Origin of the sequence: Undibacterium cyanobacteriorum (assembly GCF_031326225.1) — a bacterium.
Lineage (GTDB): Bacteria > Pseudomonadota > Gammaproteobacteria > Burkholderiales > Burkholderiaceae_D > Undibacterium > Undibacterium cyanobacteriorum.
On the sequence record NZ_CP133720.1, the window covers coordinates 628,253 to 640,532 of the forward strand.

A 12,280-nucleotide genomic window follows, 5' to 3' on the forward strand; every position below is an offset into this window, starting at 1 on the left:
CAGTATGGATAACTTAACTCAACTTATTTGAATTTAGTTTAGACTTTTATCTGCAAAAGTATATCTTTGAGATACTTTGCGGGGCGATCAAGGAAAAATCGCAGCGAACGATAGATAAAAAAAAGCGTAGCTGTTGCCAGCTACGCCGTAAGGGAAATCAAAGCAATCTACAGAGAGGATTTACTAGTGAGTGTCATGGATGCTTATGCGGCCAATTGATCCGGCACATTGACCGTGCGCAGTGGCTCAGCATCGATCAATACACGACGTGGTTTGTGCGCTTCAGGAATCTCACGCTGTAGTTCAATATTCAAGAGACCATTATCGAGACGGGCGCCAACGACTTTCACGTGATCTGCCAAGCGGAAGCTATGTTCGAAGTCACGCGAAGCGATGCCGCGATGCAGATAGGTGCCTTGTACTTCAGGTTTGGCTTTGCGGCCAACCACTTTCAAAACATCACGCTCGGTTTCGATTTCCAGTTCGCTGCGATCAAATCCGGCAACCGCCATACTGATACGATATTGGTCCTCGTTGACCAATTCAATGTTGTAAGGTGGGTAGCTTGGAGCGGACTCGGCGCGTTGGGCTTCGTTGAATAATTGAGCCAAACGGTCAAAGCCAATTGCGGAACGGTAGAGTGGGGAAAAGTCAAAAGTACGCATGATGTTTATCCTTGTAAAATGAAGCGATAAATTAAGAAAATAATAGTGAGTACGATACTTGTTATCACTATGCAGGCAGACCTCATTGAGCATCTGCTGAATCCGATATGTGGAGAGTAAAAAGGCTTTTCAAGACAGAAAAAAATAAAAAATTTAGCCTCTTGAAAGTCGGTTTTTCGTACCTATTTTGGGTAGCTTTGTGTTGCGAGACCTGCCACTTTCGCCGGATTATCTCGTCAATGAACATGTCGACAATCACAGTCTTTCCCAGAAGAGGGGGATGCTTGGGAGGACAAAAAACGCAGTGTTTTTGCATTTCAGCCAGCGAATTTGTCGGTCTATCGCTTAGCGCAGACAAACCTCACACTTTGCGGCACACTACTCTCAACGCGGCACAGAATCTTCCTTAGGTTCAAAGCCGATTTCACCACTTATCTTGATTTTTAGGAGTTGATCATGCGTAAAGCAACAATGTTCGGTTTGGCAGTCGTGACAGGTACGGTCCTCAGTGTGATGTCTGGTTCGGCTTTGGCAGGCGAACAGGTGCGCAACACGGGCAACTTTTCATCGATTCGCACACAAGGTGCTTTGATCGTGGAAGTGGAAGTGGGACCGGTTGCTTCGATCAAGGTCAAGGGCGATGATAAATACATCTCGAAAGTGGTGACTGATGTGGTTGGCGATGAATTGCTGATCAGCTACAAAGAAAAAGGCAATATCCGAATTTCCGACGATTTGAAAGTCGTGATCACAACACCAAGCTTGACCAAATTCAAAATGGAAGGCGCAGGCATGACGACCGTGAAGAAAATTAGCGGTGACCGTTTTGATCTCAACTATGAAGGCGTTGGATTGCTCGTAATGAGTGGCAAAGTGAATAGCCTCAAAGTGCGCGCGCAAGGTGTTGGCCATGTCGATGCGAAAGACCTGATCGCAGAAAGCGTGGATGCCAATGTCGAAGGAATCGGCTCAGTCAAAGTGTATGCATCTGAAAAGTTGAAAGCGAATGTACAAGGGATTGGCTCTTTGACTTATTACGGTAATCCAAAAAATATTTCGAAAACCGTGGATGGTATCGGTGGCATAAGCGCTGGTAAGTAAATCAAGCACTTTAAAATCCATAAACAAATGGGCGGCCTGAAAATACAGGTCGCCCATTTTGTTTGAGTTCGAATTGGGTGTTTACAGCTCGTCTATTGGGAGTAAATCAGATTACTGCCTGAGCTAGGAACTCAGTTCAATACAGAATCAGCAGCAACATAGGCATAACCCAAATCGCGCGCTACTGCCTCATATGTGACCTTGCCTTCGCAGACATTCAAGCCATTCCGCAGATGCACGTCATCACGCAAAGCTTGCTTCCAACCTTTGCTTGCGAGAGCGACAGCGTGGCCTACCGTTGCGTTGTTCAAGGCAAACGTTGAAGTGCGTGCGACTGCGCCTGGCATGTTGGCCACGCAGTAGTGGATGACGCCATCAACCACATAAGTCGGTTCAGCATGTGTGGTTGCATGAGAAGTTTCGAAGCAACCGCCTTGGTCGATCGCCACGTCCACCACCACCGCGCCTTTTTTCATGCGTGAGATCAAATCGCGGCTCACCAACTTCGGTGCCGCAGCGCCTGGCACCAAGACCCCACCAATCACGAGATCGGCGCTGAGCACGGCTTCTTCGATCGATTGTGCATTGGAATAGACCGTTGAAATGCGATTGCCGTAGACCAGATCAAGTTGACGCAAACGATCAACACTCTTGTCCAACACAGTGACGCGGGCACCAGTACCAACCGCCATTTGCATCGCATTGGTACCCACCACGCCAGCGCCGATGATGACGATATGCGCCGGTGCAACACCAGGCACGCCGCCCAGCAGCAGACCCATCCCGCCTTTTGATTTTTCGAGATGCGCTGCACCCGCTTGTATCGACATACGACCTGCCACTTCACTCATGGGTGCCAACAAAGGCAAGCCGCCATTCGCACCTGTGATGGTTTCATAGGCGATGCAGATTGCGCCAGATTTTACCAAGGCTGCTGTTTGCTCTGGGTCGGGTGCCAAGTGCAAATAGGTGTACAAGATTTGGCCAGGGCGTAGCATGGCGCATTCGACCGGTTGTGGTTCTTTGACTTTCACAATCATGTCGGCGCGCTCGAAAATTTCTTTGGCCGTGTCGACCAATTCAGCTCCGACCGCTACATATTGTTCATCGGTCAATCCAATTTCACCACCTGCATTTTTTTGCACCAACACATGGTGACCGCGTGAAGTTAATTCGCGCACGGAAGACGGTGTCATACCGACGCGATATTCGTGGTTCTTAATTTCCTTAGGTACGCCAACTATCATGATGTCTCTTTCTTGAAAGGTTGAAAATGACTACGCTGGGCAGTCGTCTATTTTTTCTTATAAGGTGACATTCGTCTTTGCTTGATCAGCGAAGGGAATTGAGTCAGGCGAATTATGGCAGCAGGCTTGATATGCGCGACAACGCAGGCTTAAAAACTTGATCTAGATGAAAGAGAAAATATGTGCGTTCGCACATCGTAAGGAATTCCGTACATTTGTGATGTGACTGTACGAAATTCAAGACAAAATCATGGACAAGTCATGCGCGAATTCAGGTGCAGGGTTTGGCACAAGCCGGTTTTGGATGGCGGTAATAGTCGCTGACTAAGCCGTCTTGGTGTTCGACATGGCAACACGCTAGGAGTTTTTCTTTGAGCATGATGCGACCGCGGCTGACGCGGCTTTTGATTGCCGATAAAGATACGCCCTCGTTGTCCGCAATGTGTTTGAGGCTAGTTCCATCGAGATCGCTGGCGATTAAGGCATCGCGATACTTCGGTGCTAGTTGATCGATAAACGGGCGCAAACATTCCGCGAGTTTGGCGTGGATGGCGATATCGTCTTCCTTAGTAATCAGCTGGTTCAGGTCCATCTCGTGCAACTCGTCGATATCGGTATGATTGGTGCGCATGTCACCTTGTGCTCGATAGTAGTCGATCAGCGTTGTGCGCGCTGCTGTGTAGAGCCACGCTGTGACATTGGCGATGGAGCGGCCGGAAACATCGGTGACCAGCGCCTTCACAAAAATGTCCTGCACCAAATCATCAGCTATCGTGGCGTCGCTGACTCGGCGCCGCAGAAAGCTGCGCAAGTTCTGATACAGATTCGCGTAGGCGATTCCGAGATCATTCGTCACACTTGCGGCAAGCTTTCCACCCATTTTTGTTTTCCTTATTCAGCCAGGTTTATGCGCAGCAGGCTTTGCCATCCTTGCTGGTAACACCAACATTGGCAGTGCTATTTGTTTGTGGCACACAACAATTGCCCGCAGCCTTCTGTTCAGCATTTACCTGTACAGGGATGCAGCAAGCGCTGTCAGCGGGCGCATGATCATCGCCAAATTCTTTTGCATCACCCATGGTGTAGTAATGTTCCCATGCCAAGCCTTGCGGATCAAGCGTCCAATGCTTTTCGCTCTTGGCATAACAGCAGGTCGCATTGGCTTGATCAATACTCTGTCCATCTGACGCCGCATCGGCCATCAAGCGCAAGGCGGCCAATTCCTCGTTAGAGTCAACTTGCATGCCAAAGTGATTGAGTCCCACAGCATGGCCACGTTGCGAAATTGCGAAGTTGATCCGTGGATCTTCTAACATCCATTTTGCATAATCCGCCTGTTGCTTGCTTGGCGCTTGTCCAAAGAGCTTGGTGTAGAAGTCGATGTTCTTAGCCAAGTCGTCGACTGAGACGTGTACGTGAAAGCGTTTCATTATCATTCTCCTATTGAAATGCGTCGCGTTTTTGCGATGTACTGGTATAGACGCAGGAGTTTGAAAAAGGTCGCAAACTTTTAAAGCTAAAACTAAAAATAGCCAACCAATTCTAACTTTTCTAGTAACTTTAATTTCATCGCATTTCCAGTAAAACTTACTTCTTGTTTTGCGTTTGTAGTTGCTTGGAAAATTCAGCAAAAGCAAGCGGGCTTTCGGCGAGCACGGTTTCCAGCAGATCACTCGATTTTTCAACTAAAGATCGAACCCTTTGGTCCTGCATTTTGCATGTGTCGAGCCAGCTTTGTTTGGCTTTTTCTGGTGCCGGAATCGCACCGGCTTGTTCGAGCAAACGACGCGTTTTACGATAAGGATTTTCCGGGGATTGAATATAGTAGGGCTGGATGACGAATAAAGGTACCCATGTGAATGGATCTTTGAATACCTGAGGATTGCAAACCCACATCGATTGCCGAAATGCCCAAGTCGCATGTAACCATGCTGAAAATCCTTGTGGATTCGTATCATTAATGCCAGCTCTGACTTGTTCAGACTTCAGTAACTCGGCGACGATTTCAGCGTATCCATTGATCGCAGCGGCCATTAACGGGGTCTGGCCAGACGAAGTTTTCTCTTGAAGTCCGGTCGCTTCGCCCTGCGCAAGATATGCGCGTATCTCTAATACGGCCTTGTGTTCGGCGGCAAGATAGTCTTCTAATTTGCCCGATGTTTCACCAATGGTGTACATCTGTTGGCGAAGATTGCTAATCACTTTATTCGGTTTTGCCGGGCTGTCTGCGGCGATGGCTTCAGTGCCGATGGCTACAGTTCCAATAAGCGCAAACACGAGCACGAAGAGTTTGAGTGGATGGCGCATGGGAAGAGAGGGAAACGTGAACGAGAGAGTAATGACAAGGAAGCGGTGGGCTGCCAGCAAGACTAAGAGATGCACGGACAGCATCAGCGCTTACTGCTTTTCGTCTTGCTGCTTTTCGTACCGCTATTTTAAAGCTCAGTTTTAATCCTGGTGGTGATCGAGAACCTTAGTAAGCCCTATCGATTGCGATCCAAGAAATTCATTATGAGTACTCGGATACAGTCCATCGTCTTCGTATGCGAAATCCTCTTTCTTTTTGCGCCAAATGCGCAGCCATAAGAGCATCACTAAGCCCGCCACACCTGCGCCGATCGACCAGTAAAAATAGCCGCGATCAAACAGAGAGTAATAGGGAAGATACGCAAACATCTGCCCAAACAGCAGTACAGCGAGCGCAAACAAGATTTTCATCAAGATGTCTTTCGAGATCAATTCAAAAATTTTTGAGAAATCAAACATTCAGGATTTCTACATCTTCGGACAGTCTGCCTCGTTGTTCGAACAGATGCAAGAGTTCAGCTGCTTGGCGTTTGAGTTGTTGCCATTCGGAGGTGGTGCGAATGACTTCGAACGGCGGCATCGAATTGGGTGTGGATTGACAGTATTGTTCCCAGAGAGCGTGAAACGCCTTGAGTTGAGTTTGCTCTTCCTCAGTGAAAACGGGCTCAACGAAAAGAGGGAAACGGTGATGATCAACAAAATCCTCCCATTGATTGATGACTTCATCGGGACCGAGATATGCCCAATCCTCATCGCAGCAATAAATGGAAAGGACTTCCATGATGCGATTACGCAGTCGTTGTGCGAGAAGTTGGTCTGAGATGCGGTCTGAGATGCGGTCTGAGTTGCGGTCTGAGTTGCGGTCTGAGTTGCGGTTTGTCATTTGATTCGATTTCATTCCTTGCGATTTCTGAGCCTTCAACCTTCTTTGAAGGTCGCCACAACAAGCGATTGAGTACCGCCAGAAAAAAGAAGGAGGCACTTGCCTCCTTCGTTCTAACCTAGATTACTCATCCTTCAAGATTCCCAATAATTCAGCCAGAACTTTCTTGTGGCAATGCATATTGAGTCATGTTGCCCTTTTCATAGTGCTTGTTGGAGGGATTTCTGCATTTCGTTTAAGATCGTCTCTATTCCAGAGCTGAAAACTTTTATGTACTCGCTCGAAGGAAGATCTCCTCCCAACGGTGCAGCATAGGTTTCAGTATATCCACCAACAGAAAATGAACGGTCGAAGGCAAGTTTTTTGTCGACGAACATGAGAGCTCGTATTGTGATTTGAGGTCTGAATGTGTAATACCACCCTTTGACAAATCCGTATTCGACGACATGAAACTCAACAAGTCCAACACCGCCATTTTTGTTGCTGGAGAGTCTGTTTGAAAAGTCAGCGAACTTTTCCTTTGAAATTGAGATTAGCAAATCCTTGAAGTTAACCCCTTTGTATTCCAGGGTTTTTTCTAGGATATTTGCGCCCCGGCCTATTGCCTCAGGATTATGTTTGCCAAAAACTAGCGCCCCACCGACAGTAGGACTTTTCGGCATTTCAACATTCTCACTAATTTGAATTGATGAAATGGTTCTAAGTACGGACTTATCTTGAAAACTTGTTGCGCAACCTTGAGTCATTAAAATTAGGGCAAAAACTACTATAACTCTGACTAAGAACGAAAATTTTATTATATTCATGACTTTTTTTCTGGTGTATTAATGTGAGTTGGTGAAATCTGTCGGGGTGTGAATGCTTATGCTTATTTACTCGTCCCCCAAGCTCGCTAACAACTCAGCTTGATGCTCGGCCACCAAGGCGGTAGTCAGCTCGTTCAAGTCGCCGTCCATGATGAAGTCGAGTTTGTACAAGGTGAGGTTAATGCGGTGATCGGTCATGCGTCCTTGTGGGAAGTTATAAGTACGAATCCTTTCGCTGCGATCACCAGAACCAACCAAACTTTTACGCGTGGCCGCTTCTTTGGCTTGCTTCTCGCGCAGTTGGCCGTCCATGATACGGGTCGCCAAAACGCGCATCGCCTGTGCCTTGTTTTGGTGTTGGCTGCGACCATCTTGGCATTCAACCACGATACCAGTCGGGATGTGCGTGATACGCACGGCGGAATCGGTTTTGTTAATGTGCTGACCACCAGCGCCCGAAGCACGGAAAGTGTCGATGCGCAGATCCGCATTGTTGATGACGACGTCGGTCAGTTCATCGGCTTCAGGCATCACCGCGACGGTACATGCCGAGGTATGAATACGACCTTGCGCTTCCGTCTCCGGCACGCGTTGTACACGATGTCCACCGGATTCGAATTTCAATTTTGAGTAGGCGCCGAAACCTGCGAGACGCACGATGACCTCTTTGTAACCGCCTAACTCCGATGGCGATTCAGACATGATCTCGACTTGCCAGCGATTGCGCTCGGCATAGCGGGTGTACATCCGCAACAAATCGCCGGCAAACAAAGCCGCCTCATCACCACCAGTACCGGCACGGATCTCGAGCAAAATATTGCGTTCGTCGTTAGGATCTTTCGGCAACAACATGGTTTGCAGTTCGCGCTGCAATTCTTCGATGCGTTGCTTGCCCGCTTGAATTTCTTCCTGGGCAAACTCTTTCATATCGGGATCATTGAGCATCTCTTGCGCTTCAAGGATATCGCTTTGTGCTTGTCGATAATTATTGTAGAGCGCAACCAATGGCTCGAGCTCAGCATGTTCGCGATTCAATTTACGATAGGCGTCCATATCGTTGGTCGCGCCTTCTTGTACCAAGAGTTGGCCAACTTCGACTAAGCGTTCGGAGAGTTGGTCCAATTTGTGGAGCATGGATGGTTTCATGATGTGTTCTTTAATTTTTTAAAACCTCTCAACACAGAGACTCAGAGACACAGAGGAAAAGCGGAGGAAAAACAAAAAATGCCTGAGGTTTCTCGGCGTATTTTTTGCCTCACTTTAGCGCTGTATGGAGAGGTTTTGTTTGATTTGGAAAAACAATGTATGCGTGAAAGTAGGCTAGCTAGCCCAGCTAACGCTTGGTGCGGAAAAGTTGTGGCAAGAGGCGCACTAATTGCGCACGATCTTCACCTTGCGCTTGGTGCAGGGCTTGTTGTGGGCCATGCAAAAACTTGGCGGTGATGCCTTTGGAGAGTGCTTCCAAGACTTGTTCGATATCCTCACCACGCGCCAGCATCTTGCGTGCACGATCTAACTCGTGTTGGCGCAGGATTTCACTGCTTTCATGGAGATCTTGAATCAGCGGCACCACGTGGCGGCCATCAATCCAATGCATGAAGGATTGCACACGTGTTTCGATAATCGCTTCGGCTTGCGCCACTGCTGCATGACGATTTTCTAGACCGCTTTGCACCACGCTGGCGAGGTCGTCGACTGTGTAGAGGAAGACGTCATCAAGTTTGGCGACTTCTTTTTCGATATCGCGTGGTACGGCAAGGTCGACCATGAACATCGGGCGATGGCGACGCGCTTTGATGGCGCGCTCCACTAAACCAAGACCGAGGATAGGCAGGGTCGAGGCGGTACAACTGACCACGATATCAAACTCATGCAAACAATTCGGTACGTCGGCCAAGCGAATCGCACGACCCGAGAAACGACTCGCCAAATTCTCGCCGCGCTCTAGAGTACGGTTCGCAATCGTGATGCGTTTCGGATTCTGTGCGGCGAAGTGCGTCGCACACAATTCAATCATTTCACCAGCACCGATAAACAGTACGGATTGGTCTGCAATTTTGTCGAAAATGCGTTGCGATAAGCGTACCGCTGCCGCTGCCATGGAGACGCTGTGCGCACCAATTTCCGTGGTGCTGCGTACCTCTTTGGCAACCGCGAAAGTGCGTTGAAAGAGTTGATGCAAATAGGTGCCAAGGCCGCCAGCTTCGTCGGCTTGGCGCACCGCATCTTTCATTTGCCCCAAAATCTGTGGTTCGCCCAAGACCATGGAGTCGAGGCCAGAGGCGACTCGGAAAGCGTGACGTACCGCATTGTCTTGTGGCAGCGTGTAGAGGTGAGGGCGTAATTCGCCGTAGGGCAAACGATGAAAATCGGCGAGAAATTGCGCGGTGGTGTCGATAGGATTTGCCACATCGGCCACCGCATACAATTCAGTGCGATTGCAAGTCGATAAGACTGCCGTCTCAGACGCTTGCTGTGAACCATTGCGCACAAACCAGTCGCGCGCACCCACCACCGCCTGAGAAATTTGCTCAGGTGTGAAAGCGACCTTTTCACGCAAGGATAAAGGCGCGGTCGTGTGATTGAGGCCGACGGCTAGTAGTTGCATAATGATTCAGAGGTGAAGGCCGTCATTATACCGCGAGCGCGGCAGGCTTACATCGATGCGTGGGGAAACTTGCGAAAAATCAAGGCCTTTTATGCAATTTTTGCCATGAAATGGGTACTTGATGGTACCTAAGCGCACCTAATTGCACCGAAGCGCACTTAGGCGAACTTCGTTGAACTTAAAACTGATTCATCGGTACTTCAATAGTAAAACTTGTTCCTTGTCCCGGTACGCTATGAAAACGGATATTAGCGTGATGGCGATCGATGACGGTCTTAACAAAAACCATACCGAGCCCGACACCATCATTCTTAATTTGGTCTGCCCCTTTGCCAAAGCTCAGGCGTTGAAAGCGCTGGAATAAGCGACTCTGATCAGCGCGGGCAATTCCATAACCTTGATCCTGAATGGTGCAGATCACGTAGTCACTCAAGCTGCGGGTGACGGCTTGTAAGCTGCAGCTAATGGTGGTGTCGCTTGGACTATATTTGATCGCATTCGAAAGCAAATTGGTGAGCGCACGCGTCATTAAACTGCGATCGACGCGGACCGGATATTCACCCTCTGGAATGTCGGTCTTGATCGTAATGCGTTTATTGTGTGCCAAACTCCACATTTCTTCGGTGGCGTCGAGTAGTAGATCTTGGAAATCATGTTCGAGAAAACGATATTCACTCGACTCAGCGTGGGCCAGATGTACGAAACTATCGGCCAAAGCTAATGTGGTATTCGAAGACTTCTCAATACGCTTTAGGAATTCTTGATGATCTATCGCCGTTTCGGGATTCTTCTGCATTTCAATTAAGGCCAAGATGGACGCCTGAGGTGCGCGCATATCATGCGAGATGAAGTGCAGCATCTCATCGCGGCGACGTTCGGCTTGGCGGATCTCGGAGATATCAATGATGCTGATAATCCAACCAATCAAGACTTTTTCACTGGTGTAGCACGGTGCGCTTTTAATGATGAGGTCGCGTCCCTTGGGGTCTTCAACTTCGACACCCTTACTTAATAGTTCTGTTTGATCCAAATCGAGGATATGCCACCAACTAAATTTTTGTGGTTGCACGATGTATTCAGTGTGTGGCTGACTCATGTTCGAGAACAGATACGGCACCAAAGTGTCAATCACATGTGGCATGCCGATACTGTTGAAGTAGGCTGCAGCCGCAGGATTACCGAGCACGACATTTCCATCAACGGTCGTTACGAGAGTCGCATCAGGTAAGCTATACAAACTATCAGTGACAAATTGACGCAAGTCACGCACACGTTGAGCGGCGCTTTGCATCGCGCGAATATGGCGATCGAGCTTATCTTGTATTTCGTTTTTGGCGATGGTGAGATGGCGATCTTTGATCGTCATATCTGGGTTGAGTTCTGGTAGAAGATGCGGTTCTTGGTCGAGTCGAATAAATTCTTGCCCGAGAAAATCGATGGCCGTTTCCAAACGTCGCCAACTCCATAGAGGGTAGCTAAGCACTAAGACCACCACTGTCGAGGCAGGTGGCAACCACAAACCAAAGCGCAGCAACACTACGCTGGTGATCAAGCTTAAAACAACCATGCTCGCACCAATGATCAGTGCTACCCGAGGCGAGAACAGTACAAAGCTGAACAAACTTAAACAAAGGACGGCGCTACTAACGAGCCACAGTTGCCAGGCTGGTGCCTGCAGAATACTGCGGTGGTCGAGCAAGCTGGCTAAGATGTTGGCATTGACTTCCACCCCAGCAAGCAAACCTTGATTCGATGTGACAGGTGTGGGAAAAGCATCCGCCATGCCTTGCGCAGTAGCACCGATTAAGACATATTTATTTTGAAAAACTTGTGCAGACACTTCTCCTTTGAGTACCGCCACATAGGGAATCGATTTGAAATGACCACTGCCGCCATAGTAAGGAATCAGGAAGCGCCAATCGCGATGCCAGATGCCGGGATCAGTACTAAACGCACCGCTGAAATGATCGACACTCACTGGTGCCGCGTCGTTTGCTGACTGGATGGATTTGTCGGCTTGCGTCGTGCGTCCGACTTTGTATAACTCTAAAACAAAGTGTGACCACCATTGTCCTTGGGTACCTTCACGTAAGAAAACGCTACGAGCGACACCATCATCATCAAGTTCAATATGGTTGTGGCCGACTGCGCGACTGGCATTGGCAAAGAGTGGTAAAGGTAATTCGGCTTGCAGACCTCGCCCAGCTTCTAATGAAGTCATCGGCAAGACGACCTTGCCCGAGGCCTTGAGCGCATTGGCGAAGGCCTCATCACTACTAGAAGAAATGATGCCGTTGGAATTACCAGGCTGAGCCTCCGTAAACACCACATCAAAACCAATTGCTTTAGGCTTAGCAGCTTGCAGTCGTTCTAGCAATTGCGCGTGAATTTGTCGGTTCCATGGCCATTTGCCAATTTCTTTAAGACTATAGTCGTCGATCGCGACGATGACGATGTCATCATGGGCGCGATGGGTTTGCACTTGCAAGAGTTTGTCGTAAAGGCTTTGATCGAAGCGCTTCAGACTATTACTGTAAATCAGGAACGCGTTGATCAGGATCAGTATGATCGCCAGCATCAGGCAGTCGCGCAGGCCTAGACGTAGATGAGGGACTGCTGTGGTCTGGTGTGCGACTGCTTTCGCTTTGCTGGCGTCATTCATG

The 12,280-nt window shown here is 48.7% G+C and carries 12 protein-coding genes; 1 reads left to right on the forward strand and 11 read right to left on the reverse strand.

Annotated features, from left to right (window positions below; genetic code table 11):
- Positions 1-203: 203 nt before the first annotated feature.
- Positions 204-665, reverse strand: a complete 462-nt coding sequence (locus tag RF679_RS02470) for an Hsp20 family protein (RefSeq protein WP_309482650.1) — start codon at positions 663-665, stop codon at positions 204-206.
- A 456-nt stretch (positions 666-1,121) separates the two neighbouring features.
- Between RF679_RS02470 and RF679_RS02475 the strand changes: the two genes are divergently transcribed.
- Positions 1,122-1,766: a head GIN domain-containing protein gene (locus RF679_RS02475; RefSeq protein WP_309482651.1), complete on the forward strand. Its 645-nt coding sequence runs from the start codon at positions 1,122-1,124 to the stop codon at positions 1,764-1,766.
- Between the two features lie 131 nt (positions 1,767-1,897).
- Here the strand turns inward: RF679_RS02475 and ald are convergent, their stop codons facing one another.
- The 10 genes from ald to RF679_RS02525 all read right to left on the reverse strand — a co-directional run bounded on the left by ald (position 1,898) and on the right by RF679_RS02525 (position 12,279).
- Positions 1,898-3,013 carry an alanine dehydrogenase gene (ald, locus tag RF679_RS02480; RefSeq protein WP_309482652.1) on the reverse strand — a complete coding sequence of 372 codons (1,116 nt, stop codon included), beginning with the start codon at positions 3,011-3,013 and terminating at the stop codon, positions 1,898-1,900.
- A 271-nt stretch (positions 3,014-3,284) separates the two neighbouring features.
- Complete coding sequence (locus tag RF679_RS02485) at positions 3,285-3,893, reverse strand: sigma-70 family RNA polymerase sigma factor (protein WP_309482653.1); 609 nt, start codon at positions 3,891-3,893, stop codon at positions 3,285-3,287.
- 25 nt (positions 3,894-3,918) lie between these two features.
- Positions 3,919-4,443 (reverse strand): ArsI/CadI family heavy metal resistance metalloenzyme, encoded by a 525-nt coding sequence (locus RF679_RS02490; protein ID WP_309482654.1) that lies wholly within the window; start codon positions 4,441-4,443, stop codon positions 3,919-3,921.
- Between the two features lie 157 nt (positions 4,444-4,600).
- On the reverse strand, positions 4,601-5,404 hold the full coding sequence (locus RF679_RS02495; protein ID WP_309482655.1) for an ankyrin repeat domain-containing protein: 804 nt from the start codon (positions 5,402-5,404) through the stop codon (positions 4,601-4,603).
- Positions 5,405-5,461: 57 nt separating this feature from the next.
- Entirely contained in the window at positions 5,462-5,731 is a 270-nt protein-coding gene (locus tag RF679_RS02500; protein WP_309482656.1) for a hypothetical protein, read from the reverse strand.
- A 40-nt stretch (positions 5,732-5,771) separates the two neighbouring features.
- Positions 5,772-6,203: a hypothetical protein gene (locus RF679_RS02505; protein ID WP_309482657.1), complete on the reverse strand. Its 432-nt coding sequence runs from the start codon at positions 6,201-6,203 to the stop codon at positions 5,772-5,774.
- Between the two features lie 200 nt (positions 6,204-6,403).
- Positions 6,404-7,009 (reverse strand): hypothetical protein, encoded by a 606-nt coding sequence (locus RF679_RS02510; protein WP_309482658.1) that lies wholly within the window; start codon positions 7,007-7,009, stop codon positions 6,404-6,406.
- A 66-nt stretch (positions 7,010-7,075) separates the two neighbouring features.
- Positions 7,076-8,155, reverse strand: coding sequence for a peptide chain release factor 1 (gene prfA / locus RF679_RS02515; protein WP_309482659.1), 1,080 nt, complete (start codon positions 8,153-8,155; stop codon positions 7,076-7,078).
- A 187-nt stretch (positions 8,156-8,342) separates the two neighbouring features.
- The gene (gene hemA, locus RF679_RS02520; protein ID WP_309482660.1) at positions 8,343-9,617 is read right to left on the reverse strand and encodes a glutamyl-tRNA reductase; all 1,275 of its coding nucleotides are present in this window, start codon (positions 9,615-9,617) and stop codon (positions 8,343-8,345) included.
- Positions 9,618-9,795: 178 nt separating this feature from the next.
- Positions 9,796-12,279, reverse strand: a complete 2,484-nt coding sequence (locus RF679_RS02525) for a CHASE2 domain-containing protein (RefSeq protein WP_309482661.1) — start codon at positions 12,277-12,279, stop codon at positions 9,796-9,798.
- Position 12,280 lies beyond the last annotated feature (1 nt).

What these genes read in the sequence shown, in the direction of transcription:
- RF679_RS02470 (WP_309482650.1), bottom strand. Translation starts at nt 665, where the DNA reads ATGCGTACTTTTGACTTTTCCCCACTCTACCGTTCCGCAATTGGCTTT.
- RF679_RS02475 (WP_309482651.1), top strand. Translation starts at nt 1,122, where the DNA reads ATGCGTAAAGCAACAATGTTCGGTTTGGCAGTCGTGACAGGTACGGTC.
- ald (WP_309482652.1), bottom strand. Translation starts at nt 3,013, where the DNA reads ATGATAGTTGGCGTACCTAAGGAAATTAAGAACCACGAATATCGCGTC.
- RF679_RS02485 (WP_309482653.1), bottom strand. Translation starts at nt 3,893, where the DNA reads ATGGGTGGAAAGCTTGCCGCAAGTGTGACGAATGATCTCGGAATCGCC.
- RF679_RS02490 (WP_309482654.1), bottom strand. Translation starts at nt 4,443, where the DNA reads ATGAAACGCTTTCACGTACACGTCTCAGTCGACGACTTGGCTAAGAAC.
- RF679_RS02495 (WP_309482655.1), bottom strand. Translation starts at nt 5,404, where the DNA reads ATGCTGTCCGTGCATCTCTTAGTCTTGCTGGCAGCCCACCGCTTCCTT.
- RF679_RS02500 (WP_309482656.1), bottom strand. Translation starts at nt 5,731, where the DNA reads ATGAAAATCTTGTTTGCGCTCGCTGTACTGCTGTTTGGGCAGATGTTT.
- RF679_RS02505 (WP_309482657.1), bottom strand. Translation starts at nt 6,203, where the DNA reads ATGACAAACCGCAACTCAGACCGCAACTCAGACCGCAACTCAGACCGC.
- RF679_RS02510 (WP_309482658.1), bottom strand. Translation starts at nt 7,009, where the DNA reads ATGAATATAATAAAATTTTCGTTCTTAGTCAGAGTTATAGTAGTTTTT.
- prfA (WP_309482659.1), bottom strand. Translation starts at nt 8,155, where the DNA reads ATGAAACCATCCATGCTCCACAAATTGGACCAACTCTCCGAACGCTTA.
- hemA (WP_309482660.1), bottom strand. Translation starts at nt 9,617, where the DNA reads ATGCAACTACTAGCCGTCGGCCTCAATCACACGACCGCGCCTTTATCC.
- RF679_RS02525 (WP_309482661.1), bottom strand. Translation starts at nt 12,279, where the DNA reads ATGAATGACGCCAGCAAAGCGAAAGCAGTCGCACACCAGACCACAGCA.